This window comes from uncultured Ruegeria sp. (assembly GCF_947497005.1).
Classification (GTDB): Bacteria; Pseudomonadota; Alphaproteobacteria; order Rhodobacterales; family Rhodobacteraceae; genus Ruegeria.
In genome coordinates, this window is record NZ_CANMFF010000004.1 from 75,387 (window position 1) to 96,318 (window position 20,932).

The 20,932-nt window shown below is 55.5% G+C and carries 19 protein-coding genes; 11 read left to right on the forward strand and 8 right to left on the reverse strand.

Translation table 11 applies throughout. The features are described from left to right. Positions 1 to 14 precede the first annotated feature (14 nt). Genes Q0816_RS07100 through Q0816_RS07110 form a run of 3 tightly spaced genes read left to right on the forward strand, consistent with a single transcriptional unit; the run spans position 15 to position 2,400 of the window. Positions 15 to 539 (forward strand): RNA polymerase sigma factor, encoded by a 525-nt coding sequence (locus tag Q0816_RS07100; RefSeq protein ID WP_298849030.1) that lies wholly within the window; start codon positions 15 to 17, stop codon positions 537 to 539. Further along, positions 536 to 1,273: a hypothetical protein gene (locus Q0816_RS07105; RefSeq protein ID WP_298849032.1), complete on the forward strand. Its 738-nt coding sequence runs from the start codon at positions 536 to 538 to the stop codon at positions 1,271 to 1,273. Before Q0816_RS07100 ends, Q0816_RS07105 begins: the two co-directional genes overlap by 4 nt. 47 nt (positions 1,274 to 1,320) lie before the next feature. Beyond that, a complete protein-coding gene (locus tag Q0816_RS07110; protein WP_298849034.1) occupies positions 1,321 to 2,400 on the forward strand; it encodes a helix-turn-helix domain-containing protein in 1,080 nt (359 codons plus the stop codon). Here the strand turns inward: Q0816_RS07110 and Q0816_RS07115 are convergent. Further along, entirely contained in the window at positions 2,373 to 3,263 is an 891-nt protein-coding gene (locus tag Q0816_RS07115) for a LysR substrate-binding domain-containing protein (RefSeq protein ID WP_298849035.1), read from the reverse strand. The genes Q0816_RS07110 and Q0816_RS07115 overlap by 28 nt on opposite strands. A gap of 107 nt (positions 3,264 to 3,370) precedes the next feature. Here Q0816_RS07115 and Q0816_RS07120 point away from each other — a divergent pair, with 107 nt between their 5' ends. Next, positions 3,371 to 4,366, forward strand: a complete 996-nt coding sequence (locus Q0816_RS07120; protein ID WP_298849037.1) for a sterol desaturase family protein — start codon at positions 3,371 to 3,373, stop codon at positions 4,364 to 4,366. Positions 4,367 to 4,458: 92 nt separating this feature from the next. Here the strand turns inward: Q0816_RS07120 and Q0816_RS07125 are convergent, their stop codons facing one another. The 5 genes from Q0816_RS07125 to Q0816_RS07145 form a co-directional block, all read right to left on the reverse strand. Further along, positions 4,459 to 5,763: a UDP-glucose/GDP-mannose dehydrogenase family protein gene (locus Q0816_RS07125; RefSeq protein WP_298849039.1), complete on the reverse strand. Its 1,305-nt coding sequence runs from the start codon at positions 5,761 to 5,763 to the stop codon at positions 4,459 to 4,461. Positions 5,764 to 6,115: 352 nt separating this feature from the next. Continuing rightward, positions 6,116 to 7,186, reverse strand: a complete 1,071-nt coding sequence (locus Q0816_RS07130; RefSeq protein WP_298849040.1) for a DUF2793 domain-containing protein — start codon at positions 7,184 to 7,186, stop codon at positions 6,116 to 6,118. A gap of 169 nt (positions 7,187 to 7,355) precedes the next feature. After that, positions 7,356 to 8,795 (reverse strand): mannose-1-phosphate guanylyltransferase/mannose-6-phosphate isomerase, encoded by a 1,440-nt coding sequence (locus Q0816_RS07135; RefSeq protein WP_298849042.1) that lies wholly within the window; start codon positions 8,793 to 8,795, stop codon positions 7,356 to 7,358. Between the two features lie 69 nt (positions 8,796 to 8,864). Next, on the reverse strand, positions 8,865 to 9,758 hold the full coding sequence (galU, locus tag Q0816_RS07140; protein WP_298849044.1) for a UTP--glucose-1-phosphate uridylyltransferase GalU: 894 nt from the start codon (positions 9,756 to 9,758) through the stop codon (positions 8,865 to 8,867). 664 nt (positions 9,759 to 10,422) lie between these two features. Next, complete coding sequence (locus Q0816_RS07145) at positions 10,423 to 11,658, reverse strand: lytic murein transglycosylase (RefSeq protein WP_298849046.1); 1,236 nt, start codon at positions 11,656 to 11,658, stop codon at positions 10,423 to 10,425. A gap of 186 nt (positions 11,659 to 11,844) precedes the next feature. Between Q0816_RS07145 and Q0816_RS07150 the strand changes: the two genes are divergently transcribed. The 6 genes from Q0816_RS07150 to Q0816_RS07175 are packed head-to-tail and all read left to right on the forward strand — an operon-like array spanning position 11,845 to position 18,377. Further along, on the forward strand, positions 11,845 to 12,804 hold the full coding sequence (locus Q0816_RS07150) for a cytochrome ubiquinol oxidase subunit II (RefSeq protein WP_298849048.1): 960 nt from the start codon (positions 11,845 to 11,847) through the stop codon (positions 12,802 to 12,804). Further along, entirely contained in the window at positions 12,801 to 14,891 is a 2,091-nt protein-coding gene (locus tag Q0816_RS07155) for a cbb3-type cytochrome c oxidase subunit I (protein WP_298849050.1), read from the forward strand. Before Q0816_RS07150 ends, Q0816_RS07155 begins: the two co-directional genes overlap by 4 nt. Further along, complete coding sequence (locus Q0816_RS07160; protein ID WP_298849052.1) at positions 14,888 to 15,520, forward strand: cytochrome c oxidase subunit 3; 633 nt, start codon at positions 14,888 to 14,890, stop codon at positions 15,518 to 15,520. The genes Q0816_RS07155 and Q0816_RS07160 overlap by 4 nt, the downstream gene beginning before the upstream one ends. Further along, positions 15,513 to 15,839: a cytochrome C oxidase subunit IV family protein gene (locus tag Q0816_RS07165; protein WP_298849054.1), complete on the forward strand. Its 327-nt coding sequence runs from the start codon at positions 15,513 to 15,515 to the stop codon at positions 15,837 to 15,839. The genes Q0816_RS07160 and Q0816_RS07165 overlap by 8 nt, the downstream gene beginning before the upstream one ends. 34 nt (positions 15,840 to 15,873) lie before the next feature. Continuing rightward, the gene (locus Q0816_RS07170) at positions 15,874 to 16,857 is read left to right on the forward strand and encodes an HlyD family secretion protein (RefSeq protein ID WP_298849056.1); all 984 of its coding nucleotides are present in this window, start codon (positions 15,874 to 15,876) and stop codon (positions 16,855 to 16,857) included. Continuing rightward, the gene (locus tag Q0816_RS07175; protein WP_298849058.1) at positions 16,854 to 18,377 is read left to right on the forward strand and encodes a DHA2 family efflux MFS transporter permease subunit; all 1,524 of its coding nucleotides are present in this window, start codon (positions 16,854 to 16,856) and stop codon (positions 18,375 to 18,377) included. The genes Q0816_RS07170 and Q0816_RS07175 overlap by 4 nt, the downstream gene beginning before the upstream one ends. Here the strand turns inward: Q0816_RS07175 and crcB are convergent. Both crcB and Q0816_RS07185 read right to left on the reverse strand, forming a co-directional pair. After that, positions 18,374 to 18,736 carry a fluoride efflux transporter CrcB gene (gene crcB / locus Q0816_RS07180; RefSeq protein WP_298849060.1) on the reverse strand — a complete coding sequence of 121 codons (363 nt, stop codon included), beginning with the start codon at positions 18,734 to 18,736 and terminating at the stop codon, positions 18,374 to 18,376. The genes Q0816_RS07175 and crcB overlap by 4 nt on opposite strands. Beyond that, positions 18,733 to 19,101: a CrcB family protein gene (locus tag Q0816_RS07185; protein WP_298849061.1), complete on the reverse strand. Its 369-nt coding sequence runs from the start codon at positions 19,099 to 19,101 to the stop codon at positions 18,733 to 18,735. Before Q0816_RS07185 ends, crcB begins: the two co-directional genes overlap by 4 nt. Positions 19,102 to 19,351: 250 nt before the next feature. On the opposite strand from Q0816_RS07185, the gene Q0816_RS07190 reads away from it, so the two are divergent. Next, positions 19,352 to 20,932, forward strand: coding sequence for an FMN-binding glutamate synthase family protein (locus tag Q0816_RS07190; RefSeq protein ID WP_298849062.1), 1,581 nt, complete (start codon positions 19,352 to 19,354; stop codon positions 20,930 to 20,932).

Sequence of the window (20,932 nt, forward strand, 5' to 3'; positions counted from 1 at the left end):
CGATGAGTGCTGAGATGACTTCCGAACAGGCCGTCCGAGGGGCGGTTCAGGCGCATTCAAAACGCGTCTGGCGGTTTGCTCTGGCTTTGTCGGGCGCATCGGATGTGGCGGACGATCTGGTGCAGGCAACATGCCTGCGCGCGCTTGAGCGACACCATCAGGTGACGTCGCATGATCGTCTGGATAGTTGGCTGATGACGATCTGCCGGTCAATCTGGCTGAATGAGGTGCGTTCCCGCTCGGTCCGAAGGGCACAGGCGCTGTCTGTGACGCCGGAAGCGGAACTTATTGCAACGGTGTCGGACTCAGAAACGAATATTTTCGCGACTGAAGTGTTTACTCAAGTGATGCAGCTGCCGGAAGCGCAGCGGGAAACGGTCATGCTTGTGTTCGTTGAAGGGTACAGCTACCGCGAAGCCGCCGCCTTGCTGGAAGTTCCCATCGGTACGATCATGAGTCGGTTATCGAATGCCCGGCAGAAACTGAAAACCGTGATGCAGCTTGATGCGGCAGACAACGCGCGACGGAGTGGCAAATGACGTTTTCCGACGAGACGCTGTTGGCGTATCTGGAAGGCACACTGGACGAGGCTCAAAGCCGCGCCATCGAGGCTGCGGTTGAGGATGACGCCGAGTTTGAACGCCGCTTGATGGGGCTGGACCCGTTCGCGCCCATAATTCAGGACGTTTTTGAGAAACTTCCAGCCGAAGCGCCGAAGTTCGGTTTGTCGGAACCTGTGGCACAAAACACCAATGGCAGGTTTCTTCGCGTTGTCGCGGTGGCCGCGAGTGTGGGGGTCGCGGCGGTTGCCCTTACATTCTGGGCGACACGCCCGGCAGAACTGGGCTGGGCGCAGCAAGCGGCGATCTACCAGTCGCTTTATGTGCCCGAGACGATCGCTTCGCTGGACAGTTCCGAGGCTTCGCTGGACAAGCAGTTTGCAATGGCTGAGGCCGAACTTGGCAGGTCATTGGACCGCGAAACACTGGAATCCCTGCCGGGGCTGGAGTTGAAGCGGGCACAGGTTCTGTCGTTCAAAGGCAAGCCTTTGATTCAGGTTGTTTTCGCCGATGAACAGGGTCAACCATTTGCGTTTTGCGTGATCCGGCAAGGGCCGAATGCTCCGAGTGCCGAGGTCAAGCAGGCAGTGCTGAGTGGTTTGGCAACTGCGACATGGGCACGGGACGGCTTTGGATACATGCTTTTGGGCAGCTCTCCTCAGACCGATCTGAAAGGCGAGCTGGACGTTTTGACCCGCACTTTCGCAGGCTGACGGAAAACCCCTTGTGAACCAACAGGAATGCCCGAAGAATGCGGGGTATGACGTCGAAGAAACCCATGCCCCTTCCGGATGATGAGGCCGAAGATCTTGGACCCGCCAGCATCTATGACGGCGATCCGTCCGAAGAGGATGATCTGTGGTTCTTGCCGCCTGATGAAGACGATTCTTCAGAAGATTTCTTTCTGCCTGGGCCGCGCCCTGAACAGCGTCTGCTATTCGACCCGCGCGATTGGCGGGCGGCGCAGTCCGAGCTTTCCGCCGAACTTGCTGATCTGGCCCTGACTTTTGGCGCGCTGGATGAACGTCTGCGGTCAGGCCCCGAGGGGTGGACGCACCGTCTGGCATTGATGGAAACATCCGATCTGGGGTGGTGGACGGGTGACCGGATCAGCGTGGATCGCCTGGCCTTATGGACTGGTTTGCGTATTGGCGCGACCCATGACGACGTACAGGCCTTGTTTCGGGCGGGGTGGGCCGTACGCCGCCTGAGTTCGGGCGCGGCGCCCGCAGCGGGTGGATGGGAAAGCGGTCTGACTGCTTTTCTTGATCGGCTGGCGCAGGGATCCGCCGCCGCTCCTGAGGCCATCGTCGACCTTGCAGAGGTCATGCAGAACGCAGAAGGGTTGCACCCTGTGACTCAGTCGGCGATTGCATTTCATGCTTGGCGGGCGGTTTCGCAAGGCATCGGACAAGATACCGAGGCGGCAGTCATTGCGGCGCGGCATGCGGCGTCAATGGGGCGTGGTGGTGCACTGTTCATGCCGCTTGCGTTGTCCGGGCCCGGTGCCTTGCGCGGAACTGGGGTGCCGACCGAGAAACTGAGCGCGTGGATAAGCGGAGCCGGTCAGGCAGCGCTTGCAGGCTTGTTGCATCTGGACCGGATCAGTGCCTGGGACGCCAAGGCAAAGGGCGCCACGCAGGATCTGAGCGGGCGCACCCCACCGCGTCTGATCGACGCTCTGACAGCTTGGCCGATGGTTTCGGCCCCTTTGGCGGAAGATCTGACCAAAGCCTCGCGCGCGGCGGTTCAGCGCAATTTCGACCTTTTCGCTCGGCGTGGTCTGGTACGAGAGGTCACAGGGCAGGGACGTTACCGTGTCTGGACCGCAGCGCTGTAGTTTATCAGCCAGTCACGAAACGTGCGTGCCGCCGGGCGCAGGGCCGTGCGTGAAGGATAGACCAGATGATACGCCTCTTGACCCGGGCAGGAGGTTTCAGGCAGGCAGGGGATCAAACCAGACAGCTTCATAATTCGATCTGACGCCGGGGCGCGCGCTAATGCAATGCCGCCGCCGCTGGCGCAGAGCTCTGCCGCCATCACTGAGTTATCAGCAAAAAAATATTGCGCCTGTCCCCCTGACAGCCGCTGGTGTTCGAACCAATGCGGCCAGCTTGCACGATGAGTCGAAACTTCGATCAACGTGAATTGAAACAGGTCCTGTGGTGACCCGATCTGTGAGGCGATTTCAGGGGGAGCGACGGGATAAAGAAGTTCGCGCATCAGTTCATCGCTTTCTGCCTCAAACAGTGCGGGGTTTCCAAATACGATCTGCAGGTCTGTAAACCGATTGGTGAAATCCGAAATAACGTTGCCCGTGGAGAGTGACAGGTTGATTTTGGGATGTGCCGCCTGAAATGTCGGAACGCCTCCGGCCAGGATTCCGTGTGCGAAGAGAAGAACTGATTGTACGTAAAGCCGTTGCTCGCGGGTTTCCCCGAACAGGCCGTTGGTTGCGGTTTCGAGCATGAGCAGTGATTGCTGCACCGAAGGCAGATAGGCGCGCCCTGTTTCGGTCAATGTTACAGCATGTGCGTGACGACGGAACAATGGAGTACCTAATCGGGTTTCCAGGGCTTTGACCTGCTGACTGACTGCGGCCGGTGTCATGTTCAGCTGCGTGGCCGCGCGGGCGAAGCTTTCGGTTCGGGCTGCGGCCTCGAAAACGCGCAGCCAGTTGAGGGAGGGGACTCGGGTGCTCATCCCACAGGCTAAGCAAAACTTAGCCTCACCGGCAAGACAAAATGGTCTGAGAAACTGCCCCTCTGCCGTAGGTTCGGGATCAGTGAACAGATGGAATGAGCCTTGCCATGTCACACCCTGCCCTGCCGCCACGCGCCAAGCGAAAGATCTGGAATTATACGCCCCAGCTGCCGATTCAAACTTCGCCTTATTGGGATTGGCCGATGAAACCCTTGGCCACGTTGAGGTACCTGTTGCAAAGCTGGAACCCGCTTGCGCTGCGCGCCCTGTTGCTGGTTTTTGCAATCTTCACCTGGACGTATCTGACGCCTTCGCTGTCGCGGATTGAAACATTCAGCTGGGACTGGGTGGCCGAGATTTGGTTCCATAACTTCTGCATCCTGATGGTGGTCGCCGGTGGTTTGCATCTGGCCTTGTGGAAGTTCCGAACGCAACAGGACGAATACCGCTATGACATGCGCCCGATGATGAAGGGCGCCAAGGTATTCACTTTCAAGAACCAGGTCTGGGACAACATGTTCTGGACCCTCGGTCCGGCGCTGACCTTCTGGACCTTCTGGGAATGTCTGATCCTCTATTCTTATGCCAATGGCTGGATCACGATGATTACATTAGATAGCAACCCGATCTGGTTCGTGGCAGTCATCGTCTTTGTGCCGATCTGGGCAGGGTTCCATTTCTACTGGCTGCATCGGCTGCTGCACATGGGCGTTCTGTATACCAGAGTGCATGCATGGCATCACCGAAACATCAACACCGGCCCGTGGTCCGGATTGGCGATGCATCCGATCGAGAGCTTCTTTTTGATGTTCGATACGATGATCTTTTTCCTGCTACCGTCGCACCCGATCCACGCCATTTTCCTGCTGTTTCACCACGGCATCGGCGCGCCGGTTTCTCATGCCGGTTTCGAACATGTGAAATTTGGGAAAAAGGCCAGATTTCAAGTCGGGGACTTCTTTCACCAGCTCCATCACCGTTTCTTCGACTGCAATTACGGTACGTGGGAAACCCCTTGGGACGAGTGGTTCAACACGTTCCACGACGGCACGGAAGACGGCAACGAAATGGTAAAGCGCCGCAAGATCTGGGCCGCCGAGTAGTCAACGGCAGCAGGGGCACGCCGGGTCCAAGCGGGCCCGGCAAGCGTGTTTGATCCATCAGGCGGGCTGGAAAGGGTACGGCACTGACGTCTTTAGCGTCCAACGCCTACATAGGTGTCAAAGCCGGATTTCAGGGCCTGTGTTTTTGAGTAGATATTGCGCAGGTCAACCATTCGGGCCGTGTTCATGGAACCGGCAAGTTCGGTCAGGTTCAAAGCGCGAAACTCATTCCATTCCGTCAGCAAAACCACAACATCAGCGCCCTGTACGGCCACATAAGGATCGTCACACCATTCGACACCCGGCAAAAGGGCGTCGCCCTCCGATTTACCCTGCGGATCGACGACGCGCACTTTGGCCCCTCCGCCGATCAGAGCAGGAACGATGGACAGTGATGGCGCGTCGCGCATGTCGTCTGTGTTGGGTTTGAATGTGACGCCCAGAACCGCCACGGTCTTGCCATTGAATCGGTCGTCGCAAGCTTCGCGGATTTTCTCGATCATCCGCTTTTTGATTTCGTCATTCACGCGAATGACGGTTTCGGTGATCTGCATCGGATGCGCATGATCCTGCCCGATCCGGGCAAGCGCGGCCGTGTCCTTAGGAAAACAAGAGCCGCCATAGCCGGGCCCGGCATGCAGGAACTTGTTGCCGATCCGCCCGTCCAGGCCGATGCCACGAGACACTTCTTTGACATCCGCGCCGACCTTTTCGCACAGGCCCGCAATTTCATTGATAAAGGTGATCTTGGTCGCCAGAAACGCGTTTGCGGCGTATTTGATCATCTCGGCGCTTTCCAGATCGGTGGTCAGGATCGGGAAGTCACGCAGATAGAGCGGGCGGTAAATTTCCGCCATCACTTCGGCGGCGCGGTCGTTTTCTACACCAACAACCACGCGGTCCGGGCGCATGAAGTCATCGATTGCCGCGCCTTCGCGCAGAAATTCCGGGTTCGAAGCCACGTCAAATTCCGCTTTGGGGTTGGCTGCAGCAACGACTTCCTGGACATTTCTATTGGTTCCCACGGGTACCGTCGATTTGGTGATAATCACCGTGTATCCGGTAACAGCCTGTGCGATCTCTTCCGCTGCTGCCATCACGTAAGTCAGGTCGGCGTGGCCGTCGCCGCGTCGGGTGGGGGTTCCGACAGCAATGAAGACCGCGTCGGCACCATCTACGGCCGCCGCCAAATCGGTTGTGAAACTCAGGCGCCCGGCAGCAACGTTTTTCGCCATTAGCACGTCCAGGCTCGGTTCATAGATCGGCACCTCGCCGGCCTTAAGCATGTCTATCTTCTGCTCGGCCTTGTCGACGCAAATCACGTCATGACCGAAGTCCGAGAAACATACGCCGGATACAAGGCCCACATAACCGGTGCCAATCATTGCAATGCGCATCTGCTAAAATCCTTCTTACCAATTACCACGGGCGGCGCGGGCACAATCAAAGAAACTGACGCCTGTTTCAATGGCTGACAGGGGTCGTGTGATGCATCCCATAGATTCTTGCTGATTTTGAGGCAATAGGAGCGCAGGCGGTATAATTCTTTCACAGAGGTGATCAAGACGGCTTTGGTAAACGGAATCGCAGGTCAGGGCGTACCATTTTCCGATCGTTTTTGGCAGCTGATGCGAGATGCAGGATCTCAAACGTCCCGGGCATTCGTTCAACACCCGGTGGATAGGTCACATCAATCAGGGCCGGTGATCGGTATTGCCGCCCGAACCGGGGATCAGGCGGCTCTTACATTCAGAACCAGCGCCCTATGGCTGTTACGTTTGGCGAAAATGTCGCTGAGTCCGAGATTGCCGACAGGACTTTGAAGGTGGATTGGGAAGATGAAGGCGTGTCAAACCCTGTAAAGCGGGTTGCTGCACCTCCGCTGCCGTTGACGTTTGGGGGCGCGGAAAACTGTGCTGGAAAATCCCAGGTCGTTGAACCGCTTGTGAAAAGGGCACCTTCAGTTGTTGTGCAGGCAACCGCGGCCAGTGTGGCTGTACAGATTTGGGTGCCGTCGGCAAACCGCACATAGTCACCATTGGCATTACTACCACGTTCGATGACCGCTCCGGTCGGTATGCCCGCGGTTTCTGCCACTGCCCCCAATAGGTTACCCGGCCCGTAGCCATAATCGGCACGCATCAGGCGGCCTGGGGTCGTGTCATTTGAATCTGCCTGAACAGCTGCACCTGTCGCTGCACCTGTCGCGGGATCGAAGGCCAGTGCCTCGGTCCAGTTACCACCATCGGGCGACACCTTGATGGAAAATCCCGTATTGCCAGACAACCCCATTTCGGCGTGACCGGTCCAGTTCGATTGAAACAATAGCGACGCGGTATCGCTCGCGCTGGCTTTGTTGATTTTCAATTGATGACCGCCGCCTTCGTGGTTCAGCAAAGTGGCTGGGCTGCGAACGGACAAGCGGTTCGTGCTGTCAGAAGTTGTCGCCACTCCGACCCCCTCTAGGTTCTGAGTGCTGACCGGCAGCGGCGCCCATGTAGTGCCGTTCCAGAATTTCAGAACTCCGGTCGTAACATCCCAGGCGCGCCAACCAATATCCGGGGTCATAAAATGCCAGGCATTGTCCAACCATGCCGCCAGTTCCCAGGCGTGCCCTGTCCAGTCCCCGGTAGGAGCAGCACCAAGTGCATGAATTTCGCCCTGTTCGGGAACAACCGGTGGGGTGGTTGCGTCTGTTGATCGAACTGCCAGTTGAACGATCAGATCAAGCTGTCTGAGGGCTTCGTTGTGGGTGACATGTTTTTGCGCCTGCGAGGGTTGTAGAAAGGGCAGGTTCAATCGGGTTGATGTTTGTGACACGAGGGTCCTCCTGTGGCTGTCGGTCCGATGCTTCGGTTGCGCGCTACCCTGCCGTGAAGCGCGTCAATCCTGTCTGACCGGGCCGACCGCCCAGGAAATGTTTTGCTAATCTATGATCCTCAGTCTGAATTCTGCCGTTGCCTTGGGGCGCGGACAGCAATGTCCGAAATTAATCCCGGGCGTAAATGTCTTCGTATCGAATGATGTCGTCTTCGCCCAGATAGGTCCCGGTTTGGACCTCAATCAGTACCATGGGTACCTTCCCAGGGTTCTCCATCCGGTGAGTGGCGCCCAGCGGGATATAGACGGATTGGTTTTCGGTCACCAATCGCTCGTGATCGTCGATAGTGACCTTGGCTGTTCCTTCAACCACAATCCAATGTTCGGACCGATGATGGTGAGACTGCAGGCTGAGAGATGCTCCGGGGTGAACATGGATGCGTTTGACCTGAAACCTGTCGCCAATCACTAGGCTTTCGAACCAACCCCAAGGACGATGATCCACCGGCAGTGATTCTGCCTGTTTGGCCCCTTTGGCCTTCAGCGCAGTGACGGCTTTCTTCACATCCTGGGCCTTGCCCATACTGGCGATCAGAACCGCGTCGGGCATCGCAATGGCGATTACGTTTTCAAGACCCATTGCCACTACTTCCTGAGCCGGTGACTCGGATCGTATCAATGCGTTGCGGCAATCGATTGCAGTCACTTCTCCGCATGTCGCAACATTGTCTTCATCAGGGTTCGACAGCTCTTGAACCGCTGTCCAGCTGCCGACGTCAGACCAGCCAGCCGAATAAGGAACTACGCTGAGATTCGAGGCTTTTTCCATGACCGCGTAGTCAATTGAAATGTCATCCACGCCAGACCAGGCAGCAGGATCCAATCGCAGGAAACCCAAATCGGCTTTTGCCTCTGCCACGGCATTTTGGACAGGCGCGATCAGATCGCGCGCGTGCTGTTCAAATGCTGCTACGATGTCGCGTACTGCAAACAGGAAGATTCCCGAGTTCCAAAGGTAACTGCCATCCGACAACATTGCCTTGGCCGATTCCAGATCAGGCTTTTCGACGAACCGGTCCAATGGGACAGCCGCTTGCGTCGAATCCGGCACATGGCGGAGTTTAAGATAGCCGTATCCGGTTTCCGGGTGTGTAGGCGTAATACCAAACGTTACCAGATCGTTTCGTTCATTGATTGCCCGTGCACCTTCGGCGACCGCACGATGAAAGGCTACATTGTCCGGAATCACATGATCCGAGGGTGCCACTAGCATGATGGCATCCGGGTCGCGTGCCGCCAGAAACAAAGCTGCCGCAAGAACAGCGGGGGCGGTGTTGCGCCCTTCGGGCTCAATCAGAATTGGACCCGGGTCGATCCCGACTGCTGTCAATTGTTCCGGGACAATAAAACGAAAGGCCTCGTTGGTCAGAATCAGTGGCTTTTCGTAAGGCGCGCCAGAAGGTCCCATCATCCGTTCTGCGCAAGTTTGCAACAGGCTTGCTTCGCCGACCAGGGAAACGAATTGTTTGGGATAGCTTTTGCGTGACAGGGGCCACAAACGTGTTCCCGATCCACCGCAAAGAATGACTGGGTAGACTGTATTGGTCATGCACGTGCCTTCGAACTGCTGGTGACTGACGATATTGCCTTATTTGTAGTCAAGGAAAACAATCTTTGCCTACTGAGCAGCTTTTCCCGTGGCGACAATGTCGTTCAGATACTGGCTCAGATCATCACGAAGATCTTCGCGGGCAAGCGCGAAGGCAACGGTGGCTTGCAGAAAGCCTGATTTTGAACCGCAATCAAAGCGCTGGCCATTGAATTTATAGCCGAAGGCCGGCACTCCGGCCGCGATATCCGCTGCGATGGCGTCGGTCAGTTGGATTTCACCACCGCTTCCGGTTTTCTTCGCATTGAGATTGCTCAAAACAGAAGGCCGCAGCACGTAACGCCCAATGACGGCCAGATTGGATGGCGCTTCCGATGGTTCGGGTTTTTCAACCATCCCTCTGGTCGGGACGACAGAGCCGATGTTGTCGCCGACATCAAGCACGCCATATGAACTTGTCTTTTCTGTCGGAACTTCCATGGCTGCTACCATGTTTCCACCGGTTTCCTCGTATGCTTCGATCATTTGTTGCAAACAAGGCTTGTCGGCGGCGATGACATCGTCAGGCAGCATGACGGCAAAAGGTTCATCGCCTATCAACCGTCGGGCGCACCAAACAGCGTGTCCCAGACCCAAAGCTTTGTGCTGACGGATATAGGCAATCGCGCCGCTTTCCATATTAGTCTTGTTCAGGATATCCAGAAGCTTGGTCTTGCCCTTGGCCTTCAGCTCCTGCTCCAGCACAAGGTTGTGATCGAAATAATCTTCAAGCGCGGACTTTCCGCGCGATGTTACGAAAATGAACTCCTTGATCCCGGCTGCACGGGCTTCGTCGATTGCGTATTGGACCAGTGGACGATCCACCAGTGTCATGATTTCTTTCGGAACGGATTTGGTCGCTGGCAAAAATCGCGTTCCCATGCCCGCTACTGGAAAAATCGCTTTGGTGACTTTGCGTGTCATGGTGCCTCTCAGTTTATTTATTTTGCCAGAAGAGCAGGAAATGTCCGGAGTGTCCTCATAGGCTGCAATACCCTGTCAATCAATGATGCCTGGTGGGTCAGGCGGCTATCAGTCAAATCGTGCCACCTTGCCAGGAAGGAGTCAAAAGCCACGTCTGATGCGATATGTATACGAAACTTGTGCAACAGGTGCTTGGTTTTTCGGCGGATTGCACCCTGCAGAAGGGCAGGGATCAAGTCCTATCTAACACGGAAAGTTCATCTGCTGTGCCCAGCTTGCAATGTTATCCGGACTTTCGCTTTCCCGAGAGTGATCCAACAGTGCTTCAGATTCACGTATCGCGTTATTTTGTATGTGGTTATTGGGTTTGAACAGATGCTGACCGTACGACGCTTCGTAAGCCCGGTGCTGTTAGATAGCATTGCCCTGATGAGCAGATGGCGGCAAAGGACGCTCTCGGACAGTGTAATGATCCCGGAAAAAGGGCTGTCGCCGGGTCTCGCAAACTCGTCCGGGTTTTCGATTTGCGTCTTCACTTTCTGTTTTCGAATAAGCAACAATTGGCGGGTAATCCCGGGAATAGGTGCTGCAAACGCTTGATTTTTTGTGCAAGGGATCGACATGCGGGTAGAGTGCCAGAGTCGACAGCTCGCTCTGGTTCGTATCATGGAACTAAGATTGTTTTCATCGACGCGTCTGGAAAACAGGTCGGTGCGACCCCCGAGGCCTCTTGCCAGCGACCTATCGAGCGGCGTGTTTTGAAACCTGGCAGCCCGTCGACGCCACCGACATCGTGCCCCTTGTCTTGCAAAGCCTGCTGCATCGTAGCGATGTCAGATCGATACAGTCCGCCAACTTTTCCCCAGGACCCACTAAAATTGCCAATGCCGTACTGAATTCGGTCACCGACATGACCGACGAACAGGGCATAAAGATCGCTTTTGTTATATTCCTTGAGAACATAAAAATTAGGTGTAACCAGAAAACCCGGACCGTGCCGCCCTGCAGGCATCATCAGGTACCCTTCACCACGCAGTTCATGCGCCGGAAAGGGTTTGCCCGAAACCCGGCGCACTCCAATCCCAACCCAGTCCTGAATGGATTGTCCCTGATCGGGACCTTCCAAAGCGCATGACACGCTTTCGGGCACCGAAACCTCGAATCCCCAGTCCCGTGCGGCAACCCAGCCATGTTGCATGAGGTAGTTACCGATTGAAGCAATCGTGTCTTCAGGTGACCCCCAGATATCGGCCTTCCCGTCGCCGTTGCCGTCTGCAGCATACGTCAGATAGTTGGAAGGCATGAATTGCGGTTGACCCAACGCACCGGCCCAACTGCTTTTCATTTGCCGGGTCGGTTGGTGCCCTGCTTCGGCAATTTGCAGCGCGGCAATAAGTTCGCCAGTAAAATAATCTGTACGCGTGCTCATAAAGGCCTTGGTCGACAGCACCCTGAACGCGTTATGGCGGATAGGAACTTGCCCGTACCCGCTTTCTCTTCCCCAGATCGCCAGGATAATGCGGGCGGGAACGCCGGTTTCAGCCTCAACCGCCGCAAGAGACACGGAGTGACGCCGTTCCATTTTGCGCCCAACTGACGTTGCGCCTTGAACCGACCCCGAATTGAAATACCGACCGGGTGAGCCAAACTCGGCCTGTTTCTGCGCTTTGGGAGTTTTGCGTTTGCTGCCAGGCGGCACCAGATCCGGAAGTTTCCAGTTCAGGGTGACGCCGGAAAACGCCTGTTGCATCGTTTCTGGTGATACGCCTTTGGCTTTTGCCCGTGGCCAGATCGTTTCCTGCAACCATGACTGGAACTGGCGTTCGACGGCAACGCGATCCTGTGCCAGCGCGGCCTGCGACATCAGGGTTAACCCGATGGAGATAAGCAATATACGCATCAGTGTTTTGTCTGTCCCGACTTGAATCGCGAGTCAACGGGAAGATACTGCCCATCCTTGAACTTCTTATACTCGAAGTTGAGAAAAGATTGGCCGTAGCAATCTGTGGTTTGGAAAAACTCTTGAGAAAATTCACACACTTGCCGATAGTCAGATGGGAATTAGATGAGGAGAGGACAGTCAGTTATGGCAAAGGTCAAAACGTCCAACCCTACTTCCCTGCTAATGGTCGCTTTGATCCTGTTGTTGGCGACGGCGCAGACAGTTGCGGCCAGCGACAGTTTCATGGACCCCCAGGGGCCAATCGCCGCGATCCAGAAAACCCATCTGTTGCGGGCAACTGCATTAATCATGGCGGCTGTTATCCCTGTTCTGATATTGGTGCCTCTGATCGCGTTCCGTTATCGTCGGCGCAAAAACAGTGGTGCAGCTTATCAGCCGAATTGGGATTTCTCTGCAAAGCTGGAATTCCTCATGTGGGGTGTGCCGGTTTTGATTGTGGCCCTTCTGTCGTTCTACCTTTGGAAGACGACTCATCGTCTTGATCCGTATACGGCGGCATTTGGCGAAGATCCCGCCTTGCAAGTACAGGTGGTTGGGCTGGATTGGAAATGGCTGTTCATCTATCCCGATCTTGGCATTGCCAGCGTGGGCGAGTTCGGTATTCCCACCAAACAACAAGTAGCGATGACGCTGACCACCGATACTGTGATGCAATCTTTCATGATCCCTGCCTTGGCTGGTCAGATTTATGCGATGCCCGGTATGACAACCCAACTGCATCTGGTCGCTGACGTGCCGGAAGTCATGCAGGGCGAAAATACACAATACAACGGGCGGGGATTTACCAAACAGAAGTTCCGTACCGTTGCCATGCACAATGATGAATTCGACGCATGGGTCGACAAAGTGCGTGAAAATGGCATTCAACTGGACCCGGCAACCTATCAGACCCTCGCTATGCGGACAGACAGGGATGAGGTTCAAGCCGCGCTGGGCACAGCGAAGATGCCGGATGATGCGCTGTACTTCACGATGGAAGAAGATTTTTTTCGCGATATTCTGCACCGCTATCACGGCGGCGAAGCACTGCCTGTTGATCAACAGCCGGGAACGGCATCCTTCGGGCAGGAGGCGCAGAAATGACGACTTCCGCTACAGGGTTTTTCGGTCGCCTCAATTTGGATGCATTGCCGATTACAGGGCTGATCCAGAACCCCAATGCAAATGAGATCGTTGCCAACACCGCGGCTGCTGTCGTCATAGTAGGCGTTGTTGTCGTGGTCGGCTTGCTGAGTTGGTTCCGCTTGTGGACGCCGTTATGGCGCGATTGGTTGACGAGTGTCGATCACAAAAAGATCGGCATCATGTATGTCGTCTTTGCGATCGTGATGCTGGCGCGCGGCGTGTTGGAAGGCGTTGTGATGCGTGCGCAGCAGGCCGCCGGACCGGGCGATGGCTTCCTTGAGGCGGAACACTTCGCCGAGCTGTTCAGCACCCATGGCACGATCATGATATTCTTCGTGGCGGTGCCCTTTGTCTTTGGTATCGCAAACTATGTTGTGCCCCTGATGATCGGGGCACGGGATGTGGCCTTTCCCCGGCTGAACCAGATCAGCCTGGGCCTGACCGTGTCCGCTGGCATGATGCTGATGGTGTCGCTGGTGGTGGGGCGGTTTTCGACCGGTGGTTGGACGGCCTATCCGCCTTATACCGGTGCCGCGTTCAATCCGGGCGTTGGGCCGGATTACTGGATCTGGGCCATCGTTGTTTCAGGCATTGGAACCACGCTCACCGGCATCAATTTCGCTGTGACAATTTACAAGTTGCGTGCGCCGGGCATGACGTTCATGCGGCTGCCCATGTATTGCTGGACGATCATCTGCAGTTCGATCCTGATCGTCTTTGCCATGCCGCCGTTAGGCGTTGCTGCACTTATGCTGGCAGCCGATCGCTATCTGGATTTCCACTTCTTCACCAACGACCTTGGCGGCAACATGATGAATTATGCCAATCTGTTCTGGCTGTTCGGTCACCCCGAGGTTTATCTGTTGGTTCTGCCTGCCTACGGTATCTATTCCGAGGTGTTCGCAACCTTTTCGGCCAAACGTCTTTACGGTTACAACTCGCTTGTCATAGCCACGATGTCGATTGCGGTATTGTCGTTTACGGTCTGGCTGCACCACTTCTTCACCATGGGTCAGAGCGCACTGATCAACGCTGTGTTTGGCATCGCGACGATGTTGATTGCCATCCCGACCGGTGTGAAGGTCTATGACTGGATGGCGACCCTGTGGCGGGGGCGCATCCGGTTCTCGGTGCCGATGCTCTATGGATTGTCTTTCTTGATGCTGTTTGTGATCGGCGGGCTTAGCGGTGTGATCCTGGCCAATCCGACCGTGGATTATCAGGTTCACAACACGCTTTTTCTAGTGGCACATTTTCACAACGTTCTGTTGCCAGGCGTGCTCTTTGGGTTGTTGGCGGCTTATAACTATTGGTTCCCCAAGGCTTTCGGCTTCCGCCTGAGCGAGTTCTGGGGCCGTGTTTCTGTATGCCTCTGGACCGGAGGGTTTCTGCTGACCTTCATGCCACTCTATTTCGTCGGGCTCATGGGGATGCCGCGCCGTTCCTTCAGCTATGATGACCCATCCTTCCGTCCGTTCATGATAGTGGCCATCATCGGAGCGCTGGTGATTACCTGCGCCTTGTTCTCGGTTCTGATCCAACTGTGGGTTAGCATCCGTGACCGCGATCAAAGCCGCGTTCCAGTAGGGGATCCATGGGATGGGCGTACATTGGAATGGTCGATCCCGTCGCCGCCGCCGCCCTATAACTTTGCGATTATCCCGCAGGTTACAGATCGGGATGAATTTGCAGAAGCAAAGGAAAAGGGGGCGGCCTATCCAACGCCTGACGCTTATGAAGATATTGAATTGCCGCGCAATACCGGCATCGGCTTTGCCCTATGTGTATTGAGCGGTGTCTGGATGTTCGCGCTTGTCTGGTGGATCTGGTGGCTGGCTGCAGTGATGACCGTTCTGATGATCCTGGCGGTGATTGTCTGGACCTTCGACGACAGCACTGAGCTTACCATACCGGCGGAGGAAGTGCGTAAGGATCACGAAGCCTGGCTGGCACTGGTTCACAGCGAAACGGCTGTGGATCGCGATTTCGAAACGTCACCGGAAAATCGCGGCCTCGCCCGCCCTGACTTGGAGGCGTTCACATGAAGCGCGCGCCGACCCACAGTTACCCCGGAATCAATCTGGGGGAACGCCACGCCAGTGCGGACAAGGCCGCCGAAGTTGTCACATTCGGCTTCTGGGTCTTTTTGATGAGCGATCTGGTCTATTTCGGCCTGATGTTCGCGATCTATATCACGATGATCGATGCACAAGCGGGGGGGCCTGGCCCGCACGAGCTGTTTGATCTGAAAAGCATCTTTGCACAGACACTTATCCTTCTGACCAGCAGCCTGACGGTCGGCCTTGCCATGCTGGCGCTGAAATACAATCTGCCGCGCGGCCGCATTGTCTTGTGGTTTGGCGTCACTCTTGTACTGGGGATCAGCTTTCTGGTGCTTGAAGTGCGTGACTTCATGGCGATGGCGGAAAAAGGCGGCATCCCGCAACGCAGTGGATTCTTGTCGGCATTCTTTGGGCTGGTCCCGCTGCATGGTTTGCACGTCGCAGCCGGATGCCTGTGGTTGATCGTTCTGGGTATCCAACTGCGCGTGAAGGGGATGACGGATGTTGTGATCTCACGCGTGGTGCGGCTGGCACTGTTTTGGCATTTTCTCGACCTGATCTGGATCGGGATCATCACCATCGTCTATTTCGGAGGTCTGACCTATGGATAAGCGCTCTGAAATGCACCGTCGCGAGCGTCGCCGCTATGTGATCGGATACGGTGGTTCGCTTTTGCTGACTCTGACGACGTTTGCTGTGGCTTATCTGTTCGGGATCGAAACGCCCGGTGTTTACCTGACAATCGGGTTGCTTGGGCTGGCGCAGCTTGTTTTGCAGCTCGTTTACTTTCTGCATATTGATCGTCGACGCAGCAGCCGCGAAGATCTGCATCTGGTTCTTTTCTCCACCATGGTTCTGTTGATCATGATCCTTGGCACAATCTGGGTGTTGGGCAATTTGGCAATGCGAATGCACATGCACGTGATGTGACGTGCGGGTGCTACAGGCAGAAAGGAATGCGGGAATGAAACCTCTCAAAACCGCTGCGGTGGCCATGATGCTTGCAGCTATAGCGGTCGGGCTTGTTCTGTTCTGGCGACATGAGGAGCGGTATCCATCCACTCAGGATGCATATGTGGGTGCGAACATCATTTATGTGGCGGCCCAGGTAACAGGTCAGGTGGCTGATGTGCATGTGATGGAAAACCAGCCCGTGAAAAACGGTGACCTGCTTTTCACAATTGATGATAGGCAATTCAAGGCCTCTGTGGACGAGGCCAATGCCAATTTGGACAGTGCCGTTCAACAGGCCAAGTCGTATTCCACACAGATTACTGCAGCTGAAGCGTCAGTAGAAAGCGCACAATCCGCTTATAATACCGCGAACAAAAACCTCGAGCGTGCCAAGGCATTGTTTGCAGCAGGCGATGTCGCACAAGTGTCGCTGGATCAGACGACATCCGAGTATGCGCAAGCTTCTGCGAGGTTGACGACCAGTCAATCCGGCCTGCTGGCACTGCAAAGCGGGCTGGAGGCGAAACAGGACGATATCCTGTCATCAAAGGCGCAGCTAGAAATTGCGAAAACCAACCTTGCCTGGACCAAGATCTATGCTGCGGCGGACGGATGGATTGCCAATCTGACCCTTCGCCCTGGATCATCAATGTCAGCTAACGCCCCACAGTTCTCGATTGTCGAGTCGTCTGATTGGTGGGTGGACGCCAATTTCAAAGAAACAGCTTTGGCGCGCATTCGCCCAGGTCAACCCGTTACTGTTCTGGTCGATATGTTGCCGGGATCAACTCTGACCGGCAAGGTGGCCTCGATCGGGCGAGGGTCGGGAGACACGTTTTCTTTACTGCCATCGGAAAATGCCAGCGGGAACTGGGTCAAGGTCACCCGGCGATTTCCCGTAAGGATCGAGCTTGATCCGACCGATGCACCCTTACGTGTCGGAGGCAGCAGCAAAGTGGTGGTGGATACAACAGGCCCGGCGGATGGCAGATGACTTCTGCGGCGACCAGCCATGTGAATCCGGTGATCGTGATCGCCGTGGTTCTTAGCGCCATATTGGAAGTCTTGGACAGTACAATCGTCAATGTAGCTTTGCCGCATATTCAGGCCGCATTTGGCGCGACGACCGATCAGGCGACATGGATTTTGACCAGCTATATCGTCTCGGCCGTAGTCATCATGCCGTTGACAGGGTTTGTCGCCCGGCGCGTTGGTCGCCGACGGTTAATCCTGACTGCGGTGACAGGTTTTACCATCATGTCTGTGATGTGCGGCCTGTCCTGGAGCCTTGAAGTAATCGTTGCCTTTCGGCTGGCTCAGGGAATGTTCGGGGCCTTTTTGATCCCATTATCGCAATCCATTCTGTTTGATGCCTTCCCCCGGGAAAAACGCGGGCAAGCAATGGCAATTTTTGGCTTGGGCGTGGTGGTGGCTCCGGTTCTGGGGCCAACGGTTGGCGCAATCCTGACCGAGTATTTTTCCTGGCGGATGGTCTTCTTTGTCAATCTTCCCGTGGCTGCCCTGGCGTTGTTATTGCTGGCCGGAGAATTGCCGGACGACAAAACCGAGGATGTACGGATCGATTGGAAAGGTCTTGCTTTGTTGGCTCTTGGGATCGGGTGCCTGCAATTTGTTCTGGATCAGGGCGAAACCATGGATTGGCTTTCGTCCCGCGCCATCCAGGTGTCTGTGATCGCGTCGGTTCTGGGGGCACTAGGGTTTGTCTTTCACGCACTGACCTCTCGAAACTCAGTCGTGGACCTGCGCCTGTTCGGCGATCGAAACTTTGCCCTTTGCAACCTGATCATTGCGGGTTTTGCTGTTTCTCTGTTCGGCGGCATCGCGATTTTGCCGACTCTAGTCCAAAGCCTTTTGGACTTTCCTGTTATTGCCTCGGGCCATCTGTTCATTCCGCGTGGTCTGACCGCAGGATTGTCCATGGTCCTGACCGGTGCGGTACTGGTCAACCGCTTTGATCCGCGTCTGTTGGCGGGTATCGGCCTGTTGCTGACAGCGATCGGGAATTTCATGATGGGTGCCATCAATCTCAACGCCGGTTTTTGGGAGCTGGCGTGGCCGGGCGCGATCAGTGGTCTGGGAATGGGTCTGGTGTTTGTGCCCATGTCGATATTGGCGTTCGAAAGTATCAGCAAAGATCGGCAGGACGAAGCCTCCGGCCTGTTCAACGTGACGCGGCAACTGGGTTCGTCGGTTGGAATCTCGCTGGTTGGTACATGGGTTGTGCGTGGCTTGCAGACCAATACGGCGGTGCTCAGCCAAAATGTAACGCCATATAATCCCGCGGCGCAGGAATATCTGAGCCCACTCGGCCTTGCGCCCGATAGCGCCGAGGGTGCAGCAATTCTGGGGCAGGAAATCATGAGGCAAGCAGAGATGATTTCCTATCTGACCGTTTTCAACAATCTGGGTTTGTTGGCCTTGGCAACAATTCCATTGCTTTTCTTTTGTCACGCCCCGAAGCCCGGATCACATACTGCTGCCCACGTGCACTAGCGCATCAGGGTCAGACCAAACCACAAAGCAAACCAGCATAGGGCCAAGCTGATCAGGATATTGCCAGCCGCCAGAACCAGAGTGCGCTCGCGTCGAAGTTCAAGGGATTGATAGGCAAAGCTGGAGAAAGTGGTAAACCCGCCGCAGAAACCAAACACCAGTCGTCTTTGGTCCTCGGGTATGTCTACAGGACCACCTAGGTATCCAATCCAGAGCCCAAGTAGCAGGCTGCCCAACACGTTCACGATCAGGGTTGATAAGGGTAGGTCATGTCGGATTGTCAACGCCAGCCAGTGCCGCAAAACAGCCCCCAGACCTCCACCCAGTCCGAACATCGCATGAAGGTAAAGGTCATTCATGACGATGACCTTTCAGAATGAAAAAAGTGCCCTACCTTCTCTCCGACCAGCGCCGCGCCAAGGCCAAAGGTGATTTCCAACCCGACAGCAAGAGGGATGATCCACAGATCGCTTTCGGCAAAACGTTCCAGATCAGCCACAAAAGACGAAAAGGTCGACAGCCCGCCACAAAACCCAACTGCGCCCAGATGCAGCACATGAGCGTGCACCTTGTGACGCACTGAATACAACCACCCGAGCACAAAACAGGCCGCCACGTTGATGCCGAAGGTTGAGGTGAGGAAGGCGACACCGGGAATTTCAAGCGATAACGCTTCTCGCAACAATGACCCAAGAGCTCCGCCCACAAAGACGGCAAGAAACATAAGGCTCTTTCGGTCGCGCCGGGGTTGGGAATGCGTCTTTACCAAGAGTGGGCCTATCGTTTTCTGGTATGCGTGGCATACTCACTGGCGGTGCCCGGTTCAACCGGCGAGCGACCGTAACACGGTTTCACGTTTTCGTCCCTGAGTGGATTAATTCTCTCAAAAGCTTGCAATCAAAATTCAATCTGTTTCACGTTGGGCGCAATTGGCAAGGCAAATCAGCCGGGCAGAAACATGAGGAGACCGGAACATGATTGTACGCAGGGTTTACTATTTTCTAAGCTGCGTTTGCCTGCCACTCGTCTTGCTTTTGGGGTTCTTTTGGCCCCCTCTGCATTGGCTTTTGGTCGTTTTGGTGCCTTACGCAGTCATCGGTCTCTATGACATTCTGACTTCAAAGCACAATGTGCTGAACAACTATCCGGTTTTGGGACATTTTCGGTACATGCTGGAATTTGTCAGCCCGGAAATTCGGCAGTACTTCGTGGAAACCAATGAAAGTGGCCGACCTTACAACCGGATCATACGCGGGCTGGTTTATTCCCGTGCGAAAGGTCAGGTGGACACGCAGGCCTTCGGGACGCAATACGACATAACCGAGGTTGGTTATCACCGTGCAAATCACTCATTGGCGCCCAAACACGTAGACAAAAGCGAAGATCGCGTGACGTTGGGTGGTCCACAATGCGAACAACCCTACAATGCCTCGCGCCTCAATGTGTCGGCCATGAGCTTCGGCGCGCTTAGTGCAAACGCCATCCGCGCGCTAAATGGCGGAGCCAAGGATGGGGCGTTCGCCCACAACACTGGAGAAGGTGGCTTGTCTCCGCACCATCTGGCCGAAGGCGGTGATATCATCTGGCAAATCGGGACAGGCTATTTCGGATGCCGCACCCCTGAAGGTGGGTTTGACAAGGATAAGTTTGCCGAAAAGGCGACAAAGGATGTGGTGAAGGCGATTGAGATCAAGCTGTCACAGGGTGCGAAGCCCGCTCATGGCGGCGTTCTGCCCGCTGCCAAAGTCGATGCCGAGATCGCTGAAATTCGCGGCGTGCCCGAGCATCAGGATGTGATCTCACCCCCCACTCATAGTGCCTTTGAGGGGCCCACAGGTCTGATGCATTTCGTTCAACATCTACGTGAAATGTCTGGCGGTAAACCCGTCGGTTTCAAGCTGTGTATTGGTTATCCGTCCGAGTTTATGGCAATCTGCAAGGCGATGCTCGAAACAGGAATATTGCCGGATTTCATCACCATTGACGGATCAGAAGGCGGTACAGGTGCCGCCCCTGTCGAGTTTACAAACCGTTTGGGTATGCCCGTGAACGAGGCGTTGATTTTTGCAAATAACTGTCTGCGGGGCGTTGGGCTGCGTGACAAGATCCGGATAATCTGTGCGGGCAAAGTGGCGACCGGATACGACATGGTCGAGAAGTTTGCGCTTGGTGCAGATATGTGCAACGCGGCGCGCGCAATGATGTTTGCGGTCGGCTGTATTCAGGCCTTGCACTGCAACACAAATCGCTGCCCGTCCGGGGTGGCTACCCAAGATCCAGTTCGTGGACGCGCCGTGAACGTCCCGCAAAAGCGCCAGCGCGTTCACCGCTATCACGACGCAACGCTCGAAAGCTTCCGCGAACTTTTGGGTGCGATGGGCAAGGAAAAGGTTTCCGAACTGCATCCACGTGACATTTTGCGCCGCACTGCGGACGAGCATGAACGTACCTATGGTGAGCTTTATACCTATCTGGAGGATGGTGCGTTGCTGGTGGATGACACCCCGGAGGAATTCGCAGCGGATTGGAATCGAGCTTCGGCGGCCCACTTCTGA

Excerpts from the sequence above, each read along its gene's own strand:
- Q0816_RS07100 (WP_298849030.1), top strand. The coding sequence starts at position 15 with ATGACTTCCGAACAGGCCGTCCGAGGGGCGGTTCAGGCGCATTCAAAA.
- Q0816_RS07105 (WP_298849032.1), top strand. The coding sequence starts at position 536 with ATGACGTTTTCCGACGAGACGCTGTTGGCGTATCTGGAAGGCACACTG.
- Q0816_RS07110 (WP_298849034.1), top strand. The coding sequence starts at position 1,321 with ATGACGTCGAAGAAACCCATGCCCCTTCCGGATGATGAGGCCGAAGAT.
- Q0816_RS07115 (WP_298849035.1), bottom strand. The coding sequence starts at position 3,263 with ATGAGCACCCGAGTCCCCTCCCTCAACTGGCTGCGCGTTTTCGAGGCC.
- Q0816_RS07120 (WP_298849037.1), top strand. The coding sequence starts at position 3,371 with ATGTCACACCCTGCCCTGCCGCCACGCGCCAAGCGAAAGATCTGGAAT.
- Q0816_RS07125 (WP_298849039.1), bottom strand. The coding sequence starts at position 5,763 with ATGCGCATTGCAATGATTGGCACCGGTTATGTGGGCCTTGTATCCGGC.
- Q0816_RS07135 (WP_298849042.1), bottom strand. The coding sequence starts at position 8,795 with ATGACCAATACAGTCTACCCAGTCATTCTTTGCGGTGGATCGGGAACA.
- galU (WP_298849044.1), bottom strand. The coding sequence starts at position 9,758 with ATGACACGCAAAGTCACCAAAGCGATTTTTCCAGTAGCGGGCATGGGA.
- Q0816_RS07145 (WP_298849046.1), bottom strand. The coding sequence starts at position 11,658 with ATGCGTATATTGCTTATCTCCATCGGGTTAACCCTGATGTCGCAGGCC.
- Q0816_RS07150 (WP_298849048.1), top strand. The coding sequence starts at position 11,845 with ATGGCAAAGGTCAAAACGTCCAACCCTACTTCCCTGCTAATGGTCGCT.
- Q0816_RS07155 (WP_298849050.1), top strand. The coding sequence starts at position 12,801 with ATGACGACTTCCGCTACAGGGTTTTTCGGTCGCCTCAATTTGGATGCA.
- Q0816_RS07160 (WP_298849052.1), top strand. The coding sequence starts at position 14,888 with ATGAAGCGCGCGCCGACCCACAGTTACCCCGGAATCAATCTGGGGGAA.
- Q0816_RS07165 (WP_298849054.1), top strand. The coding sequence starts at position 15,513 with ATGGATAAGCGCTCTGAAATGCACCGTCGCGAGCGTCGCCGCTATGTG.
- Q0816_RS07170 (WP_298849056.1), top strand. The coding sequence starts at position 15,874 with ATGAAACCTCTCAAAACCGCTGCGGTGGCCATGATGCTTGCAGCTATA.
- Q0816_RS07175 (WP_298849058.1), top strand. The coding sequence starts at position 16,854 with ATGACTTCTGCGGCGACCAGCCATGTGAATCCGGTGATCGTGATCGCC.
- crcB (WP_298849060.1), bottom strand. The coding sequence starts at position 18,736 with ATGAATGACCTTTACCTTCATGCGATGTTCGGACTGGGTGGAGGTCTG.
- Q0816_RS07185 (WP_298849061.1), bottom strand. The coding sequence starts at position 19,101 with ATGTTTCTTGCCGTCTTTGTGGGCGGAGCTCTTGGGTCATTGTTGCGA.
- Q0816_RS07190 (WP_298849062.1), top strand. The coding sequence starts at position 19,352 with ATGATTGTACGCAGGGTTTACTATTTTCTAAGCTGCGTTTGCCTGCCA.